The sequence below is a fragment of the Pseudomonas allokribbensis genome (assembly GCF_014863605.1).
GTDB lineage: Bacteria > Pseudomonadota > Gammaproteobacteria > Pseudomonadales > Pseudomonadaceae > Aquipseudomonas > Aquipseudomonas allokribbensis.
Genome location: NZ_CP062252.1, coordinates 3886808 through 3904073 on the forward strand (window position 1 = coordinate 3886808; position 17266 = coordinate 3904073).

A 17266-nucleotide genomic window follows, 5' to 3' on the forward strand; every position below is an offset into this window, starting at 1 on the left:
TTCAATTGCTAACGGTTCTCAAACCGTGCGCAGTTGCTCAAGCAGTACCTGCAACGGATGACGCACCGCCCGGTCGGCCTGACGCTTGACCTGGCTACGGCACGAATAGCCGGTCGCCAGTGCTTCGCCCCGCTCTGCCGGTGCCTCGATCTGCTTCGCCCAGGACTGCTCGTAAATCACTGCCGAGGTGTCGCGATTGCGCGCTTCGTGCCCGTAGGTGCCGGACATCCCGCAGCAACCGGTGGCCTGGGTCATCAGTTTCAAGCCGACACGTTCGAATACTTGCTCCCATTGCCGGGTTGCGGCGGGTGCGTTGGTTTTTTCGGTGCAGTGCGCGAGCAGGCGGAAGCTTTCGCCATTCTGTGAATCCGTCCGTTGCGGCATGACCTTCAGCAGCCACTCCTGCACCAGCGCCACTTCCGGGCATTTCTCCATCCCCGGCACCTTCAAATACTCCTGGCGATAAACCAGGGTCATCGCCGGGTCGAGCCCCACCAGCGGCACGCCAATCTCGGCCAGAGCACGCAATTGCCCGGCATTGCGCAACGCCGCGCGATTGAACGCCGACAGGAAACCCTGCACATGCAGCGGCTTGCCGTTGGCGCTGAACGGCGCCAGATAAACCTGATAACCCAGGCGCGAAATCAGTTCGATCAGATCCGCCAGCAATGGCGCCTCGAAATACCGGGTGAACGCGTCCTGCACCAGCACCACACTGCGTTCGCGTTGCACCTGAGTCAGCGCCGAAAGCACCTCGACCGACGCCGGCTGCACCTGCCAGCGACGCATGGCCGCGTGGAAATCGAAACGGCTGAGCAACGGCACATCGACCATGCCACCAAGGCGCTCGATCAAACGACGGCTGAACGACGCCCCCATCAAGCCGTTGTAGAGAAACGGAATCCGCGCCATATACGGAATCGTGTATTCCAGCGAGGCAATCAGATAATCCCGCGCCGGACGTAGATAGCGCGTGTGGTACAGCTCGAGAAACCGCGAACGGAAATCCGGCACGTTGACCTTCACAGGGCACTGCCCCGCGCAGGACTTGCACGCCAGACAGCCGGCCATGGCGTCGTACACCTCGTGGGAGAAGTCTTTTTCCTGCGCACGGCTGTTGCGCCAGCGCTCCAGTAATGTGCTGAAAAACGGCGGGCGACGACTGGCATCGGACAACACATCAACACCTGCCTCGCCCTGCAAACGCAGCCATTCGCGAATCAGCGAGGCGCGGCCCTTGGGCGACTGCGCACGCTGGCGGGTGGCTTTCCACGACGGGCACATCGCATCGTCGGGATCGAAGTTGTAGCAGGCACCGTTGCCATTGCAGTGCATGGCCGCGCCGTAGTCCTGCCAGACTTTTTCGTCGATCTGCCGGTCCAGTTCGCCGCGCAGGGTCACTTCGTCGATCTTCAGCAGTGCCGCGCCGGGAATATTCGGCGTGGCAATCTTGCCCGGGTTGAACTGGTTGAATGGATCGAACGCCGCCTTCAAGGCTTGCAACGCCGGGTACAGCTCACCGAAAAAGGCCGGGGCGTATTCCGAGCGCAGGCCCTTGCCGTGCTCGCCCCACAGCAGGCCGCCATAACGCTGGGTCAGCGCGGCGACGCCGTCGGACACCGGTCGCACCAGTGCGGCTTGTTGTGGATCTTTCATGTCGAGAATTGGCCGCACGTGCAGCACGCCGGCATCGACGTGGCCGAACATGCCGTACTGCAACTGGTGGCTGTCGAGCAGCTCGCGCAGTTCGGCGATGTATTCGGCCAGGTGTTGCGGCGGCACGGCCGTGTCTTCGACAAACGGCTGCGGTCGCGCTTCACCGGCGACGTTGCCGAGCAAACCCACCGCACGCTTGCGCATGCCGTAGACGCGGTTCACCGCTGCATGCCCGACGGCCAGCGTATGGCCCAGCCGTTCGACCGTGGCATCGTTGCCCAAGTGCTGGACAAAGGCCTCGACCCGACCTTGCAGCTCCTCGGGATCGTCGCCGCAGAACTCCACCAGGTTGATTCCCAGCGTCGGCCGCTCGGCGCTTTCCGGGAAATACTCGGCGACGCCATGCCAGACGATGTCCTGCATCGCCAGCAACAGTACTTTGGAGTCGACGGTTTCGATCGACAGCGGCTTGAGCGCCATCAACGCGCGGGCATCACGCAACGCATCCATGAAGCCGGCGTAGCGGATGTTCACCAGCATCGTGTGCTTGGGGATCGGCAACACGTTGAGCTTGGCCTCGACCACAAACCCCAGCGAACCTTCGGCACCGCACAGCACGCTGTTGAGGTTGAAACGGTTGTCGGCCTCGCGCAGGTGCGCCAGGTCGTAGCCGGTCAGGCAGCGGTTGAGGTCGGGGAAGGTTTGTCGGATCAGTTCGCCCTGCTCATCGATGATCTGCCGCGCGCAACGGTACACCTCGCCGGCCCGCCCCTCACGGGCGCATTCCGTTGCCAGCTCACGTTCTTCCAACGGGCGGCCGTGCAATCGCTCGCCACCGCGCAGGACCATGTGCAATTCCAGAACATGGTCACGGGTCTTGCCGTAGGTGCAACTGCCCTGGCCGCTGGCGTCGGTGTTGATCATGCCGCCGACGGTGGCGCGGTTCGACGTCGACAGTTCCGGGGCGAAAAACAGCCCGGCGGATTTCAGTGCCGCGTTGAGTTGATCCTTCACCACACCGGCCTGCACCCGCACCCAACGCTGTTCAACGTTGATTTCGAGAATGCGGTTCATGTGGCGCGACAGGTCGACGACGATGCCATCGGTCAACGATTGCCCGTTGGTGCCGGTGCCGCCGCCGCGAGGCGTGATCACCACTTTCTGGTAAGCCGGTTCGGCGATCAGACGCGCCAGCAGCGCCACGTCATCGGCGTCGCGCGGGAATACCGCCGCTTGCGGCAAGCGCTGATAGATCGAGTTGTCGGTGGCCAGCACCACGCGGCTGGCGTAATCGGCACTGATTTCGCCACGAAAACCGCTGGTTTCAAGGGCTTTGAGAAACTGCTGGTAATCGGTGTTCAACGCGGTGGAAGGCGACAGCTGGGCAATCATCGGGCGTGCAATCTCGGTCAAAAACGGGCCGTGTGGCGGTGAACAGTTGTGCGCAATGAATGATTGCGTCACGCTCCCGCCATCTCATAGACCTTATGTTCATTGCAGAGCGATGTCGGGACAACCGTAAAATCGACCCGCAATCCATGACTAAAACGAATGAATCCGCGAACCCTTACTCCCTCGATGTCGTTGCTGCTGGCGTTTGAAGCCGCCGCACGCCATGAAAGCTACACCCGCGCCGCCCACGAACTGTCGCTGACCCAGAGCGCGGTCAGCCGTCAGGTGCAGATTCTGGAAAAGATGCTCGGCATGCGCCTGTTCAGCCGTGAAGGCCGCCGGGTGATCCTCACCGACGTCGGGCGCATGTATCAGCGCGAACTGTCCGAAGCCCTCGGGCAGATCCGCAGCGCGACGTTGCAGGCCATGGCGTTTGGCTCGGGGATTCACAGCCTGCGCCTGGCGACCTTGCCGACTTTCGGCTCGAAATGGCTGCTGCCGCGCCTGAAGGATTTCTACACGGCGCACCCGGGCATGACCGTGCACCTGCACTCGCGGATCGAGGCCATCGACTTCGACACCAGCGAAATCGACGCGGCGATTTGTGTCGGCGGCGGTGACTGGCCGGGGCTGACCGCCCACCGCCTGCACACCGAAGAACTGGTGGTGATCGCCAGTGCGCAATTGTCCGACGCCGAACGTCTCGCGGCCAACAAGGATATCGCCGGGCAGCTTCTTCTCAATGTCAGCAGCAACGCTCAGGCGTGGTCCGAGTGGTTCAGCCATCACGCCCTGCCCCATCGCAGCATGCGCATCGGGCCGAGCTTCGAGATGACCTCGCACTTGATCCAGGCCGTGCGCGCCAATATCGGCATCGGGCTGGTGCCGAGGATTCTGGTGGAGGATGAATTGCACAACGGTGAGTTGCTGCAACTGGGCGAACCGATCAGCAGCCGGCGCAGCTATTACCTGGTGTACCCGGCGCGTAATGAATCATTGGCGTCGTTGAAGGCGTTTCGGGATTGGCTGGTGCAGACGCTTTGAGATGATGCCGGCCCGTAATGGGCCGGCATTCAAAGCCAAGTGCATGCTGGAAAGTGGCTTGTGATCAACTGTCACCGCGCATTACGCATCCTGCAGAATCAGATCCGCGCCCTTCTCTGCCACCATCAGCACCGCTGCATGGGTGTTGCCCGATGTCACGTTGGGGAAGATCGACGCATCGACAATCCGCAACCCCTCGAGGCCGTGCACCTTGAGGCGCTTGTCGACCACCGAACTCTGCTCGTCTGCGCCCATCGCGCAGGAGCCGCACAGGTGATAGATCGAGCCGCAGTTGTCACGGAAGTACTGCAGCATCTGCTCGTCGGTTTCCACCGCCGGCCCCGGCAAAACTTCATCGACCGTGATGCCCCTCAATGACGGAGCGCCCATGATCTTGCGCATCAGGCGACTGCCCTGGATCACCTCGTCGATGTCCTTTTGCGTGCTCAGGTAGTTCGGGTCGATCAATGCCGCATCACGTGGATTCTTCGAGGCAATCGTGATGTGCCCGCGACTGGTCGGGCGGCACGGGTTGAAGCACAACAGGAAACCTGAATACGGCTCGGGCTTGAGGCTGGCCTTGTTGTTTTTCGGAATCTGGTACGACAGCGGGTTGAAATACAGCTGCAGGTTCGGATGGCTCTGTTCCGAGTTGCCACGGAAGAATCCGCCAGCCTGATTGACGCTCATCGCCAGCGCGCCCTTGCGGGTCAACAGGTACTTCACGCCGAGTTTGAACTGGCCGAACAGCGAGCTCAGCTCATCGTTCAGGGTCGGGATATTGGCCTTGTAGTAGTAGCTGACGCACAGGTGATCCTGCAGGTTCTGCCCTACCGCCGGCAGGTGTTTCACCACCGGAATCTGATGCTTGGCCAGCAAGGCGCGATCCGCCACGCCGGACAGTTGCAGGATCTTCGGCGTATCGACCGCACCGGCGCACAGGATCACTTCCTTGCGCGCCGTGAAAGTACGCACTACGCCATGCTGAGTGATGGAAATACCGGTGGCGCGCTGCTGACTTTCATCGAACAGGACACGGTCGACCAGCGCGTAATGCTCGACCGTCAGGTTCGGCCGGCTCAGCGCCGGGTGCAAATGGGCGAAGCTGCTGGAGCTGCGCTGACCGTTGCGGGTGTTAACGTCGTAGATGCCCGCGCCTTCGAATTTCGGCCCGTTGAAATCGTCGCTGCGTGGATAGCCGAGTTCATCGCAACCCTTGAGAAACACGTCGCAGATCGGGTGGGTCTGGCCGGCCATCGGGGTGATGCTGATCGGGCCGCTGCCGCCGTGGTATTCGCTGTCGCCCAGCGGATGGTTTTCCAGTTTGCGGAAATACGGCAGCACGTCCTTGAAACCCCAGCCGTCGTTGCCGTTGGCCGCCCAGTCGTTGAAGTCATGGGCCTGGCCGCGCACGTAGATCATCGCGTTGATCGAGCCCGAACCGCCCTGGACCTTGCCGCGCGGGGCGTAGATTTCGCGATTGCCCAACTGCTTCTGCGGCTGGCTGTAGTACATCCAGTTGAAGGTCGGGTTGTAATACATTTTGGCGAAGCCGACCGGGATCTTGAACCACAGGGAACTGTCCTTGCCGCCCGCCTCCAGCAGCAGCACCGTGTGTTGGCCCGAGGCCGAGAGCCGATTGGCCAGGACGCAGCCAGCGGCGCCTGCGCCAGCGATGATGTAGTCGTATGTCATGCACGGTTACCGCGTAAGTCTTTTTATCGAACCCGCCCGTTGCCGGGCGGGGAAATCCCGTCAGCCCTTGGCCGGCGATGTGTCTTTGACGTCGGCTGGGGTCGGGGCCATTTGCAGGTGCAGGCGTTCGCCGGTGTACGGCGAATGCTTGCGCACCACGTCCATGTTCAGCTCCACGCCCAGGCCCGGCTCGGTGGACGGAATGATGTAACCGTCCTCCCACTGCAACGGCTTTTTCAGGACCTCGGCGTGGAAGCCGCCCCAGGTCTCGATGCTTTCCTGGATCAGGAAATTCGGCGTGCAGGCCGCGAGCTGGAAACTCGCCGCCGCGCCAATCGGCCCGTTGTACAGATGCGGGGCGATTTGCGCGTAATAGGCCTCGGCCATGCTGGCGATCTTCTTGCCTTCGAGCAGGCCGCCGCAGCGCGCCACGTTCATCTGCAGAATCGACGCACCGCCGGCCTGCAACAGCTTGAAGAACTCGTACTTGGTGGTCAGGCGCTCACCGGTGGCAATCGGAATGCTGGTCTTGGCCGCGACTTGCGCCATGGCCTCTTCCTGGCCCGGCGGCACCGGCTCTTCGAACCACAGCGGGTCGTATTTCTCCAGGCGCTTGGCCAGACGAATCGCCGAAGACGGCACCATTTGCCCGTGAGTGCCGAACAGCAAATCGCACTTGTTGCCCACCGCTTCGCGGATCTTGCGGCAGAAGGTTTCGCAGCGCTCCAGCACTTCCAGCGAGATCTGGTGCCCGGAGTACGCGGTGTACGGCCCGGCCGGGTCGAACTTCACGGCGGTGAAGCCCTTGTTCATGTTGTCGATGGCGCATTCGGCTGCCAGGTCCGGGTCGTCGTAGTCGTACTCGCCACGGCTGTTGACCGGGTACAGGTAGGTGTAGGAACGCAGGCGTTCATGGACCTTGCCGCCGAGCAGTTCGTAGACCGGTTTGTTCGCGGCCTTGCCAATGATGTCCCAGCAAGCCATTTCCAGACCGCTGACCACGCCCATCATGGTCAGGTCGGGACGCTGGGTGAAACCGCTCGAATAGGCCTGACGGAAGAAGCGTTCGATGTGGTGCGGATCCTGATTCAGCAGGTAGCGTTCGAACACGTCTTCGATGATCGGCAGCATGGCTTTGGGGCCGAAAGTTGCGGCGTAGATCTCGCCGACGCCTTCGATGCCGCAGTCAGTCTTGAGCTTGACGAACAGCCAGTACATGCCGCCGATGTGCGGTGGCGGTACGGCAACGATATGGGTTTCAAGGGCGACGATTTTCATCTCAGGCACCTGTCTTGTTCAAAGAGGTCTTGTTCAAGGATTTGCGATTGATCCGGGCACGCAGGGTCACGGCAGCCAGGGTGCCGATCAGACCGATAGAGGCGATGTAGCCGAAGTACAGCTTGTAGCCGAGGGCGCCGGGGAAATGCTCAGTGAGATAGCCGTTGATCAACGGGATAAAAGCATCCGGCATGTAACCGACCACCGAGACGATGCCGATGGCCAGTCCGGTGATGCGCAGCGGAATGTTGCAGCTGTCGAGGATCGCCCAGTACAGACCGCGAATCGCATAGGTCATCAGGCCGATGAAAATCACTGTCGCGATCAGCAGCCCCATGCTGTTGAGCGCCGGGAACACGATCAACCCGACAATCGCCAGACTCGCCAGCAACAGCGCGACAATCAGCACCGAGATGTTCGAAAACTTGTCTCCCAGCCAGCCGCCACCGATGCCGCCGATCGGGCGCATCCACAGCTTGATGGTAGTGATGGTGCCGGCCATGACGGCGGTCAGGCCGCTGCCTTGCAGGTAGTCCGAGAAGCTGTAGGTGGCCCAGAAGATGTGATAACCGCAGAACACGATCGCGGTGACCAGCCACAGTTCAGGGATCTTCACCAAAGTTGCCAGATCAGTGAACAGGTTGAACTTGCCCTTCTCCACTGGCGGCGTGTCCTCCATCGACTTCGGGTCCTTGATCAGCACCAGCACACAGCCGATGGCGATACAGGTGAAGGCGTAGAGGTAAACCACGTGCTTGAAACCTTCGGCGGTGGACTCGCCACGGGTTTCGGTGGCGTAGGCAAACAGCCCCAGCGCGACCGTCGCCAGCAACGCTTCGACCAGTCCGCGACCGCCATCGAGAATGCCGAAGAAACGACCCTGTTCGGTGTGATGGGCAATCATCTTCACGCGCTTGAGCACCGAGGCCCAGAATGTCAGGCCGGTGGTCAGACCCCAGCAACCGAAGATGATCATCAGCCCGGTCATCGACGGTGCCGTCGAGTACCACAGCCCCAGCACGCCGGTTGCCACCAGCGAGAAGAAAATCAGGAAACGCGGCGCGATACGGTCGGCCAGCCAACCGCTCGGCAAGTAGCTGAGGAGAAAGATCGTGCCAAGCATCGAGTACAGATAACCCAGCTCGCTGTGGTTGATCTGGAACACCTCGAGCATGGTGGTCTGGTAGACCTGGCGCAGGTACAGAATCGGGTAGATCGCACCGGCGGCGAGCACCAGCAACATCAGTTGGAAATAGCGACTTCCCTTGTCGCTCTGGCTTTTCGAAGCCGAGTTGGAACCCTGAACAGCGGCAGCAGAGGATGCATGCTTGGACATTGAAGTGACCTCGGGCAACCCGTGCTCCGGGCGCCCCTGATAATTGTTTTTATAGGTGTAGCGTGAGGCGTGATGCGGTGGATCAGTACTTCATGACCACGAGTCGGGTCTGGGTGAATTCGAGCATGCCGTGCTTGCCGTCATCGCCGCCCAGGCCCGAACGTTTCCAGCCGGCGTGGTAGCCCTGGTACGGATCGGCCGGGGTGCGGTTGACGTACAACTCGCCGGCCTCGATGGCGTTGGCGACTTTCTGCGCGGTGCGGTAGTTCTCGGTGTACAGCACCGACGACAGGCCGAACTGGTGGTCGTTGGCCATGGCCAGCGCTTCGTCGATGTCGCGGTACTTGAGCACCGGCAACACCGGGCCGAAGATTTCTTCCTGGACGATTTCCATGTCCTGACGGCAACCGCTGAGCAGCGTTGGCGGGTAGAAATGCCCCGCCCCCTCGGGCAGCACACCGCCGCTTTCGAGGACGGCGCCGTCCGCAATGGCGCGCTCGACCATGGCGTGGATGTTCTTCTGCGAACTGGCGTTGACCAGCGGGCCCATCAGGCTGGCGTCCGTGGCGCGGTCGCCGAATTTCACGGTGGCTATTTTCGCCTTGAGCAGCGCGAGGAAGCGGTCGTGAGCGCTTTCCTGCACATAGACCCGCTCCACCGCCGTGCACAACTGGCCGCAATGGGTGGTCTTGGAGGCAATGATCGCAGTCGCGGCCGCTTCAAGATCGGCGTCGGCTTCGATGATTGCCGGGGTCTTGCCGCCCAGTTCCAGCGACGGCTTGGCGATGTTGGTCTTGCAGTAGTCGAGGACGATGCGCCCGGCGTTGACGCTGCCGGTCAGGGTGATCAGGCCCACGGCTTTATGCGTGCAAACGGCTGCAGCGGTGGCGTGATCCATGGTCAGGATGTTGATCACACCGGCCGGCATGCCCGATTGCTCCACGGCTTTGGCGATTTCGAATGCCGAGGTCGGGGTGTTGTTGCTCGGACGCACCACCACGGTGTTGCCAGCAATCAGCGCCGGAGCGATTTTGCGCAACAGGGTGTAGACCGGGTAGTTGAACGGAATCAGGCACGCGACGACGCCAATCGGCTCGCGGTGCAGAAACAGGTTTTCGTCGGGGCTGTCGCTGGGAATGATCTCGCCTTCGATACGGCGCGCCCATTCGGCGTGGTAACGGGTGATCTGCGCGGCATAACGGGCTTCGTTGCTGGCGTCGCTCAGGCTCTTGCCGGACTCGGTGGCCAGTGCGGCGCCGATGGATTCGGCGCGATCTTCAAGGGCCGCCGCGAACGCTCGCAGGTGCTCGGCACGCTCGATGCTGGTGAGTTTGCCCCAGGTCTTCTGCGCCTTGGCGGCGGCATCGACTGCTGCCGTGGCTTCTTCGGCAGTGGCGGCCGACACCTGGCCGATCAACGCTTCGGTGGCCGGGTTGTAGACCGCGATCAGCGCCGCGCTGGCCGGCTCGATGAAGTGGCCGTTAACAAAATTTCGCTCGACTCGCATGTGCATCGCCCATCGTTTGTTTTTATCGATGCCGCCAGTCTTGTCATCGACAGCGGGTTCAACAAACGATTTATCCGGCAATCAAACATTCGAAAAAGGCACGTTACTCAGAAAATCGCCTTCGAGGGCTCAAGCTGGCGCTGCGCCAGCCAGATCTCTTCCTGCAACCACTGACTGAACGCCTGCAATTGCGGCATCTGCGTCTGTTCCGGGCGGGTCACCAGCCAGTAGGACTGGTGGCCTTCCACATGCACGTTGTGCACCTGGGTCAACTGCCCGCTGGCCAGTTCCGAGGCGACCATGTGCCAGTCGGCAATGGTGATCCCCAGACCATCGACCGCCGCTTGAATCGCCAGGTCCAACAGGTCGAATTCATAACCGCCCTGGGTATCGACACCCGTGATGCGCGCCGCGTCGAGCCAGTGTTTCCAGGTCAGGTAACGCTGATCCTCCCGGGCCAGCACATGCAGCAGCGTCAGGCGATTGAGGTCGATGCCCTGATCGCCGCCCTCCCGCGCATACAGGGTCGGCGCGCACACCGCGATGTGCCGTTCCTGAATCAGCAGTGAACTGTCGAGCCCGTCCCACTCGCCGTCGCCAAAACGGATCGCGCAATCGAGGGTGCTGGTTTCCGCGAGACTGTCCTGCAAGCGGGTGGTGATGCTCAGCTCCAGCTCCGGATGCTGCTCGCGCAGGCGCCCCAGACGCGGCATCAACCAGCGGCTGGTGAAGGTGGGTGGCGCATTGATGTGCAAGCGGTTGGCGTGGGTTTTCTGCTGGATGCTGCGCACGGTCAGCTCGATCTTGTCGAACGACTGGTGCAACGCCCGCAGCAGAATCTTGCCGGCACCGGTCAGTTCGAGATGGTGATGACGGCGTTCCAGCAGACTCTCGCCGAGCTGCTCTTCCAGTTGCCGCACCTGACGGCTGACCGCGCTCTGGGTGACGTTGAGCAACTCGGCGGCGCGGGTGAAGCTGCCGGTGCTGCCGGCCACTTCGAATGCTTTGAGTGCATTCAGGCCGGGCATTTTGCGTTTCATACAAGGCACTCGAAAACCACTGACAAGGCGCAAAGCATCCCACGACATTGGCGAATTGTCCTACAGGATTTTCTGAGTAACATGCATTCGATGCAGGTTTCCCCACCGTTTTTATCGTTTGTTCAACATCCCGCAGATAGCAAAACTGCGCGGCATCTCTAATAAAAACAATCGAGAGCCGCTCCATGCCCTTCCCAGCCTCTTTGCGCCTGCGCACAACTTCCATCGCTCTGTTCTGCAGCTTTGCCGCCCCGGCCATGGCGGTACAAGTCACCGACAATCTCGACCTTGGCGGCGCCATTCGTGCCCGCTGGGACGTGGACCCGGATCGCGACATCCAGAAGTTCGGCCTCGACACGGTGTTCCTCAGCGCGAAGTACAACTCCGACACCTGGATCGGTGAAGCGCAATACCGCTTCTACGGCCGCTCCTACCCGTACCAGTACACCAAGAACTACGGCGATATCCGCTTCGCCAAGTTCGCGTGGGTCGGCTACAAGTTCAATCCCGACCAGCAGGTGCAAGTGGGCCTGAACACCGTGCCGTTCGGCTTGCAGCCTTACTTCGGCAGCACCTTCTACGAAACCCTGGGCAACGTCATCGGTCTGGAAGACGTGCAACAGATCGGCACCAAATACATCCAGCAAAGCGGCGACTGGAACCTCCAGGCCGGTTACTACCTGCGTCCGGCCTGGCAAGGCAAAGGCACCAGCAAAGGCGTGACGTACTCGAGCGTGGTGTCCGAAGCCGACAGCTACGTGGCCGACGGCAGCAACAACCAGGAACGCAACACCGTGGTGCTGCGAGTGGCCAGGTCGCTGGATCTGGGGCCGTGGAAATCCGAGGTCGGGATCTCCGGCCTGACCTCAAGCATCGAGAACAAGGACACCAACAATGACGGCCGACGCAACGCCATGGCCGTGCACTACATGGGCAAGAACGGCCCGTGGGGCGTGCAGTTGCAGGCGGCGCGGCAGCAGATGTCGCCGCGCAACCCGGGCAGCGATGAAGTGGTGACCCTCGGTGGTTACGACGGCACTTACAACGTCGCCAGTCGCGGCAATCTGTACGTGGCCGACCTGAGTTACGACGTGGGCGGCAAATACCTGTTCGACCAGATCAGCGGGATCAAGCTCTACGCCAACTACAGCGCCTTCGACAAGTCCGCCAGCGGCTTCAAAACCTCCGAGCGGATGATCCTCGGCACCTCCTTCTCGGTCAGCAAGTTGTGGGTCGCGACCGAATGGCTGTTCGGCAAAAACGATCCGTACATAGGAGGCAGCAGCTACACCCAGAGCCTTGGCGCGGGCGGGCTGGATCAGTGGGAGAACCAGTTATATGTGAACGTCGGGTATTACTTCTGACGTTCGAAAAAATCGCAGCCAGGGCTGCGATTTTTTTTGCCTGCCCGTTGCGAATTCACCTTGCATCCGCGCCGCCCCGATAGTCAGATAGCCCTCACCCCAAAACAACAATAAACCGCCCGATCCGGAGTTCTGCCTCCATGCGTCAACTGCCCTCGCTCAACACCCTGCGCGTGTTCGAAGAAGTCGCCCGTCATCGCAGTTTCAGCCAGGCCGCCATCGGGCTGAATGTCACCCAGGGCGCGGTCAGTCGCCAGATCAAACAGCTTGAAGACTACCTCGGCGTGGCGCTGTTCGTGCGCACGCCTCAAGGGCTGTCGCTGACCGAAGCCGGCAGCAATCTTTCCCCGCATCTGGCCGAGGCTTTCGACCACATCGAACGCGCCCTGCAAGCCGTACGTGTGCCGAATCTGCGCCAGCGTTTGAAAGTGCTCGCACCGCCCACCTGGGCCACGCGCTGGCTGTCGCCACACCTGCGCGCGTTCTGTCAGCGCTACCCGGACATCAACCTCAGCGTCACCAACCAGATCGGCCACGACAGCCTCACGGAAGTCGATTGCCACATCCGCTTCGGCCTCGCGGCAGCGCCCCATTGCTCCAGCCAATTGCTGGTGATGGAACGGCACATCGCAGTGGCCAGCCCGGAGCTGTTCAACGGCGATCAGCCGCCGGATCTGCGGGAATATCCATTGCTGCACATCCTGCACGACGGCAAGCGCTTGAAGGTCTGGGAGAACTGGCTGGCGGCCATGGGCCGGGATGACATCGATGCCGGGCAAGGGCTGGAATTCAGCACCCTGGACCAGGTGATCCACACCGCGCTGGCCGGCGGCGGCCTGGCGGTGATCGACCGGCAGATGATCGAGAAGGAACTGGCCAACGGCAGCCTGCTGCCGATCACCCCGATTGAGGTGATCGGCCCTTATGGGTATTGGCTGGATGTGGCTAATGACAAGCAGGGGTTGTCGAAGGTGAAGCTGTTTACCGAGTGGCTAGGGGTTGTCAGCAACCCCTGACCTGCACTCATCAGACGGGGGTAGCGACTTTCCCGACCGTCCCTACCGCGACTTCCACCGGACTCTGCGCCTTGCACGCCTGACTCAACGTCAACGACTTGGTCTCCGGCGCCCACGCCCAAGACAGCAACGCGCCAATCCCCAGAATCGCCGCAAGAATCCCCATGGTCGGGCTCAAACCGATCCCCGCCACACTCACCGGCAGCAGGAACGTACTGATCGCCGAACCCAAACGACTCACCGCCGTCGCCAGACCAATTCCGCTGGCCCGCACTTCCGTCGGGAAGCTCTCCGCCGGGAACACGCCCACCAGGTTGCTGACCGCCGACAACACCAGCGTGAACAAACCGAACACCAGCACCATCAGCCACGCGGCACTGCCCGGCAACACCGCCAGCAGAAACAACGCCACCGCCAGAATGATGAACGAGTTGATCAGGAAGCCGCGTCGAGTGAATTTGATCGTGCACCAGATGCCGATCAGTGCGCCGAGAATCAGCAGCATGTTGAGCATCAGCTCAGTGCCGAAGCCTTCGGCCAGGCCCATCTTCTGCAGGATCGACGGCAGGAAGGTGTAGATGGCGAAGTACGGCATGACGATGCAGACGAAGAACAGGCAGTTGAACGCCGTGCGCTTGCGGTATTCACGGCTGAACAGCACCGCATAGCCCGAGCGGGTTTCCGTGGATTGGCTCTCGTCCAGCTCGACGTTGTCGCCCAGGTGTTTTTTGACGATCGCCCGCGCCTCGGTGATGCGCCCCTGATTGACCAGCCAGCGCGGTGATTCCGGCGTGCCGATCCGCGCGATCAGAATCAACGCGGCGGGAATCGCCGATGACGCCAGCATCCAGCGCCAAGCGTCATCACCGAGGCTGAGCATGGCGGTGCCAACGAAGGTCGCCGCGACGTAGCCGAAGGTCCAGATCACGCTGAACGAACCCAGCAACACACCGCGATGCTTCTTCGGCGCGAACTCGGCGAGCATTGCGTGGCCGACACTGAAATCGCCACCCAGGCCGATACCGATCAGCACCCGACACAGGAACAGGCTCATGGCGGTTTCGACGTAGAACTGCATCACCGAGGCAATGGTGATCAGCACGAAGCTGACCAGGAAGATTTTCTGCCGGCCGACCTTGTCCGAGATCCAGCCGAAAAACAGACTGCCGAGAAACAGCCCGATCAGCGCCGACGCACCGATCAGGCCCTGCCAGAACGCATCAAGGTGCATCTGCGGGCTGAGCAAAGTGAACGCGATGCCGATCAGGCCAAGGATGTAGCCGTCGGTGAAGTGCGCGCCGAAGGTCAGGCCGGCGATCTTGAGGTGGAAGCGCCCGATGGGCAGGTCATCGATCTTTACGGGTTGAGCGGACATGTTCGTCTCCAATTGTTGTTATTGACGGAGAAACGGAAAGCTCTGGGAGAAACCTGCGGGAGCGAACTCCCACAGGATTCGGGGGGGTCTAGAGACCGCCCATCAACAGGTATTTGATCTCCAGATAGTCATCCAGACCGTACTTCGAACCTTCACGCCCAAGGCCCGATTCCTTGATACCACCGAACGGCGCCACCTCCGTGGAGATGATCCCTTCGTTGATGCCGACCATCCCGGCTTCCAGCCCTTCGGCCATGCGCCAGACACGACCGATGTCGCGACTGTAGAAGTAAGCCGACAGACCGAATGGCGTGTCGTTGGCCCGCGCCAGCACTTCGGCTTCGTCCTTGAAGCGGAAACATGCGGCCACCGGGCCGAAGGTCTCGTCCTGAGCGATGAGCATGTCGCCACTGGCTTCGGTAAGGATGGTCGGTTCGTAGAACGTGCCGCCGAGGGCATGACGACGACCGCCGCACAACAGCGTGGCGCCCTTCTCCAACGCATCACTGACGTGGGCTTCGACCTTGGCCAGCGCAGCGGCGTTGATCAGCGGGCCTTGCTCGGTGTCACCGTCCAGCGCACTGCCCACGCGCATCGCCGCCACGGCTTCGGCGAGTTTGCCGGTGAAGGCTTCGTAGACGCCGTCCTGAATGAAAAAGCGGTTGACGCACACGCAGGTCTGCCCGGTGTTGCGGAATTTCGAGGCCATCGCGCCTTTGACGGCCGCATCGATGTCGGCGTCGTCGAAGACAATGAACGGCGCGTTGCCGCCCAGTTCCAGCGAGACCTTTTTCAGGGTGTCGGCGGCCTGGCGCATCAGCAGCTTGCCGGTGCGGGTCGAGCCGGTGAACGACAGCTTGCGCACCACGCTTGAAGCTTGCAGCGCACCGCCGATGGCCACCGCATCGCCGGAAACGATGTTGAACACACCGGCCGGAATCCCGGCCTGCTCGGCCAGTACCGCCAAAGCGAATGCCGACAGCGGGGTTTCTTCCGACGGTTTGAGAATCATCGTGCAACCCGCCGCCAGCGCCGGGCCGACCTTGCGGGTGACCATCGCCAGCGGGAAGTTCCACGGGGTAATCGCCGCGACCACACCGATGGCTTCCTTGGTGACGATGATCCGCGCATCGGCCTTGTGGCTCGGGATCACATCACCGTAGGCACGCTTGGCCTCTTCACCGAACCATTCGAGAAAACTCGCGGCATAGACCACTTCGCCCTTGGCTTCGGCCAGCGGTTTGCCCTGCTCGCGGCTGAGCAAGGTCGCCAGTTCCTGCTGGTTGGCGAGCATCAGATCGCTCCAGCGTTTCAGGCGCTGACTGCGTTCCTTGGCAGTGAGTTTGCGCCACGCAGGCAGGGCACGATTGGCCGCCTCGATGGCGAGGTTGGTTTCCTCGGCACCGGCCTTCTGCACCTCGGTGATCAACTCGCCATTGGCCGGGTTGCGCACCGGATAAGTGGCGCCGCCCGAACCCCACTGGCCGTCGATGAAGTTGCCGTGACGAATCAACCCGCTCATGCCACCGCCCCCTGCAACGTGAAGCGTTCATGCCCCGGACGGGCCGTGCGCAGGATGCGTTTGCCGGCGGTGTAGTCGTTGATCACGTCGCACGGGGTGTAGTTGCGCTCCAGTTCGTGCAGTTCTTCGGTGTCGAGCTTGGTTTCCAATGCCGCCAGTGCGCTGTCGAACTGTGCGGTGGTGTCGGCGCCGACCAGCATGCAGTCCACGCCCGGATGATTGGCGACCCAGGCCTGGGCGATCTGCGCGTTCGACACGCCGCGGGCACGGGCCACGCGCTGCACCGAATGGGCGATCTCGAACGAGGCTTCGTCGCTGTACATCTGCTGGGTGAAGAAGTCGGTCTGGTTGCGGGTCGATTGCACATCACCGGTCAACAGGCCACGGGCCAGCGGACTGAACACCGACACACCGATGCCCTGATCGCGGCAGAACGGAATCATCTCGCGCTCTTCTTCGCGGTAGGCGCAGTTCAGTTGCAACTGCATGTTGATCGGCTTGACCCAACCGTTGCGCTCGCAGGCCATGAGAATCTTCGCGAGTTGACCGGTGAGCATGGTCGAGACGCCGATGTAGCGCGCCTTGCCGGAACGCACGATGTCGTTCAGTGCGCCCATGGTTTCCTCGACCGGGGTGTTCACATCGAAGTAATGCAGCATGAACACGTCGACGTAATCCATGTCCAGACGCTTCAGCGAGGCATCGATGCTGTCCATGATGTGCTTGCGCGAATGGCCGCTGGCGTTGATCGCGTTGCGGGTGCCGTAGCCGACCTTGGTGGTGATCACCAGGTCTTCGCGACGGGCCAGGCGCTTGACGATGCGCCCCACCACTTCCTCGCCGACACCGGCGGAATAGAAGTCCGCCAGGTCGATGAAGTTCACGCCGTTGTTCAGGGCGTGGGCGACGATCGGCTCGCTTTGTTTTTCATTGAAGATCCACGGTTTCCAGTCCGGGGTGCCCATGTTCATGGTGCCCAGGCACAGGCGGGAAACTTGCAGGCCGGAGTTGCCCAAACGGATGTATTGCATGGCGCGGACC

The 17266-nt window shown here is 61.6% G+C and carries 12 protein-coding genes; 3 read left to right on the forward strand and 9 right to left on the reverse strand.

Annotated features, from left to right (window positions below; translation table 11 throughout):
* Positions 1-18: 18 nt before the first annotated feature.
* On the reverse strand, positions 19-3048 hold the full coding sequence (gene ydiJ, locus IF199_RS17610; RefSeq protein ID WP_192560972.1) for a D-2-hydroxyglutarate dehydrogenase YdiJ: 3030 nt from the start codon (positions 3046-3048) through the stop codon (positions 19-21).
* 159 nt (positions 3049-3207) lie between these two features.
* Between ydiJ and IF199_RS17615 the strand changes: the two genes are divergently transcribed.
* Positions 3208-4092, forward strand: a complete 885-nt coding sequence (locus IF199_RS17615; protein WP_096820109.1) for a LysR substrate-binding domain-containing protein — start codon at positions 3208-3210, stop codon at positions 4090-4092.
* 81 nt (positions 4093-4173) lie between these two features.
* Here the strand turns inward: IF199_RS17615 and IF199_RS17620 are convergent, their stop codons facing one another.
* The 5 genes from IF199_RS17620 to IF199_RS17640 all read right to left on the reverse strand — a co-directional run bounded on the left by IF199_RS17620 (position 4174) and on the right by IF199_RS17640 (position 10948).
* Positions 4174-5787, reverse strand: coding sequence for a GMC family oxidoreductase (locus IF199_RS17620; RefSeq protein ID WP_192558253.1), 1614 nt, complete (start codon positions 5785-5787; stop codon positions 4174-4176).
* 60 nt (positions 5788-5847) lie between these two features.
* A complete protein-coding gene (locus IF199_RS17625; RefSeq protein ID WP_085731929.1) occupies positions 5848-7065 on the reverse strand; it encodes a mandelate racemase/muconate lactonizing enzyme family protein in 1218 nt (405 codons plus the stop codon).
* Position 7066: 1 nt separating this feature from the next.
* On the reverse strand, positions 7067-8401 hold the full coding sequence (locus IF199_RS17630) for an MFS transporter (protein WP_192558254.1): 1335 nt from the start codon (positions 8399-8401) through the stop codon (positions 7067-7069).
* 82 nt (positions 8402-8483) lie between these two features.
* Positions 8484-9908, reverse strand: coding sequence for an aldehyde dehydrogenase (aldA, locus tag IF199_RS17635; protein ID WP_192560973.1), 1425 nt, complete (start codon positions 9906-9908; stop codon positions 8484-8486).
* Between the two features lie 107 nt (positions 9909-10015).
* A complete protein-coding gene (locus IF199_RS17640; protein ID WP_096820112.1) occupies positions 10016-10948 on the reverse strand; it encodes a LysR substrate-binding domain-containing protein in 933 nt (310 codons plus the stop codon).
* Between the two features lie 185 nt (positions 10949-11133).
* Between IF199_RS17640 and IF199_RS17645 the strand changes: the two genes are divergently transcribed.
* Together IF199_RS17645 and IF199_RS17650 are read left to right on the forward strand one after the other, a co-directional pair.
* Positions 11134-12312 (forward strand): hypothetical protein, encoded by a 1179-nt coding sequence (locus IF199_RS17645; protein WP_192558255.1) that lies wholly within the window; start codon positions 11134-11136, stop codon positions 12310-12312.
* A gap of 140 nt (positions 12313-12452) precedes the next feature.
* Positions 12453-13328 (forward strand): LysR substrate-binding domain-containing protein, encoded by an 876-nt coding sequence (locus tag IF199_RS17650; RefSeq protein ID WP_102620921.1) that lies wholly within the window; start codon positions 12453-12455, stop codon positions 13326-13328.
* A gap of 10 nt (positions 13329-13338) precedes the next feature.
* Here the strand turns inward: IF199_RS17650 and IF199_RS17655 are convergent, their stop codons facing one another.
* From IF199_RS17655 to IF199_RS17665, 3 genes are all read right to left on the reverse strand, one after another.
* Positions 13339-14703 carry an MFS transporter gene (locus tag IF199_RS17655; RefSeq protein WP_192558256.1) on the reverse strand — a complete coding sequence of 455 codons (1365 nt, stop codon included), beginning with the start codon at positions 14701-14703 and terminating at the stop codon, positions 13339-13341.
* A gap of 88 nt (positions 14704-14791) precedes the next feature.
* Entirely contained in the window at positions 14792-16225 is a 1434-nt protein-coding gene (locus tag IF199_RS17660) for an NAD-dependent succinate-semialdehyde dehydrogenase (RefSeq protein ID WP_102620919.1), read from the reverse strand.
* The gene (locus tag IF199_RS17665) at positions 16222-17256 is read right to left on the reverse strand and encodes an aldo/keto reductase (RefSeq protein WP_096820117.1); all 1035 of its coding nucleotides are present in this window, start codon (positions 17254-17256) and stop codon (positions 16222-16224) included. The genes IF199_RS17660 and IF199_RS17665 overlap by 4 nt, the downstream gene beginning before the upstream one ends.
* Positions 17257-17266 lie beyond the last annotated feature (10 nt).